We start from the raw sequence: 2,074 nt of genomic DNA, 5'->3' as shown, positions 1-2,074 counted from the left end.
CCGGAAGCTAAGCCTGCCAGCGCCAATGATACTGCCCCACACGGGCGGAAAAGTAGGACACCGCCGAACACAAATTAAGCCCTGTGGCCCCCAATTCGATTGGGGGCCACAGGCATTTGTGTGTCCAGTCGGTTCAGTCGAAGAGCGTCAACGCCGGCGACACCCTGCTCTTCTCCATCTCGAGAAGCGCTCGCTTCCTATCGAGACCACCGCCGTACCCCGTCAGGCTCCCGTTGGCGCCGATAACGCGATGGCACGGAACGATGATCCCAATCGGGTTGTGCCCGTTGGCCAAACCGACCGCCCGAAACGCGCCGGGTGCCCCGATCTGGCGGGCGATCTCACCGTACGAGCGTGTCTCTCCATACGGAATCGTCAGTAGCGCAGCCCATACCTTCTTTTGAAACGCCGTGCCCACCATGTCGAGTCGGAGATCGAAATCGGTCAGTTCGCCGGCGAAATAGGCCTGCAATTGTTCGACCGCGTCAGGAAACGCCCCATCGTCGGCAACCCAGCCTTCGCGGCTCGGCTCGTAGGTCTGATCGACCATCCTAAGATGCATCAGCCGGTCATTGCGACCTGCCAACGTCAACTGACCGACCGGGCTCTGCATCGTGCGAAATCGTAAGGCTGTCATCACTTCTCCTTCGGCGGCCAGACATTGACCGCATGATCGAGCGCCGTCCACAGGTGCTGCGTGACGTACGAACGCCACGGTCGCCAGCGGACGCTGTGGTCGGCGAGCGCACGCGTATCGCCGGGCAGACCCAGCTGTTCGGCTGCGAGCCGCACACCGAGATCGGTCACCGGGAAGGCGTCGGGGTCGCCCAGGCCGCGCATCGCGATGATCTCCGCTGTCCACGGGCCGATCCCCGGCAGAGCCTGGAGCCGCTCACGCGCGCTGTCCCAATCGCAACCCGCGTCCAACACCACATCACCCGCGGCCAGAGCGCGGATCAGCGCCGTCAGTGAACGCTGTCGTGATCTCGGAAACGCCAAATGTGCCGGATCGATCTCGGCGAGATGTTCAACGGCGGGAAACACATGTGTCAGACCACCATTCACGTCGGTGATCGGTTCACCGTAAGCCGTAGCCAGTCGGCCGGCATGCGTACGTGCCGCCTTGACCGACACCTGCTGTCCGAGCACCGCCCGCACCGCCAGTTCCTGTTCGTCCGCCGTACGCGCGCAACATGCGGTTCTACCCGACCGCGGCCGCCGCCCAGAAGGCCGGTTTCCGCGCCTGCAAGCGCTGCCGGCCGGACGCCTCCCCCGGTTCGCCGGAGTGGAACGTTCGGGGCGATGTCGTGGCGCGGGCGATGCGGCTGATCGCCGACGGTGTCGTCGATCGCGAGGGTGTCGCCGGGCTGGCCGCCAAACTCGGATATACGACGCGCCAGCTCGAGCGGCTCCTGCAGGCCGAGGTGGGTGCCAATCCGCTTGCGTTGGCGCGGGCGCAGCGGTCGCAGACGGCGCGGGTGCTCATCGAGACCACGGAGTTACCCTTCAGCGACGTCGCGTTTGCGTCGGGGTTCGCGAGCATCCGCCAGTTCAACGACACCGTCCGCACGGTGTACGACGTGGCGCCCACCGTCCTGCGCGAGCGGGCGTGGGCACGGTTCGGCGGGGGCGACGGCGGTGCCGGAGCCATCTCCCTGCGGCTGCCGGTTCGTACACCGTTCGCATACGAGGGGTTGTTCGGCCATCTGGCGGCCAGTGCGATGCCCGGTGTCGAGGAAGTGCGAGACGGCACCTACCGACGCACGCTGCGGCTACCCAACGGCTGCGGAATCGTCGCGCTCACACCGCAACCGGACCACGTGCAATGCCGGGTGGTCCTCGACGACTTCCGTGATCTGGCGACGGCGATCGCCCGCTGCCGACGGTTGCTGGACCTCGATGCGGATCCTGAAGCAGTGGTCGATGCGCTCGGCGCCGATGCCGACTTGAGCGCCTTGGTCGCCAAGGCCCCGGGCCAACGGATACCGCGGACCGTCGACGAACAGGAACTGGCGGTGCGGGCGGTGCTCGGACAGCAGGTGTCGGTCAAGGCGGCACGTACGCATGCCGGCCG

2 protein-coding genes and 1 pseudogene are annotated in these 2,074 nt (G+C 66.3%); 1 reads left to right on the top strand and 2 read right to left on the bottom strand.

From position 1 onward, the window contains the following. Window positions 1–133 precede the first annotated feature (133 nt). Together A5698_RS06665 and A5698_RS06660 are read right to left on the bottom strand one after the other, a co-directional pair. Window positions 134–637 carry a methylated-DNA--[protein]-cysteine S-methyltransferase gene (locus A5698_RS06665; RefSeq protein WP_068294710.1) on the bottom strand — a complete coding sequence of 168 codons (504 nt, stop codon included), beginning with the start codon at window positions 635–637 and terminating at the stop codon, window positions 134–136. Further along, entirely contained in the window at window positions 637–1,158 is a 522-nt protein-coding gene (locus tag A5698_RS06660) for a DNA-3-methyladenine glycosylase family protein (RefSeq protein ID WP_502688882.1), read from the bottom strand. The genes A5698_RS06665 and A5698_RS06660 overlap by 1 nt, the downstream gene beginning before the upstream one ends. On the opposite strand from A5698_RS06660, the pseudogene A5698_RS06655 reads away from it, so the two are divergent. Beyond that, a pseudogene (locus A5698_RS06655) lies at window positions 1,158–2,074 on the top strand (bifunctional transcriptional activator/DNA repair enzyme AdaA); the annotation flags it as partial. The gene A5698_RS06660 and the pseudogene A5698_RS06655 sit on opposite strands and share 1 nt — an antisense overlap.

This window comes from Mycobacterium sp. E136 (assembly GCF_001666865.1).
In the GTDB taxonomy this organism is placed as follows: domain Bacteria; phylum Actinomycetota; class Actinomycetes; order Mycobacteriales; family Mycobacteriaceae; genus Mycobacterium.
This window is presented reverse-complemented; position numbering and strand designations above follow the sequence as displayed.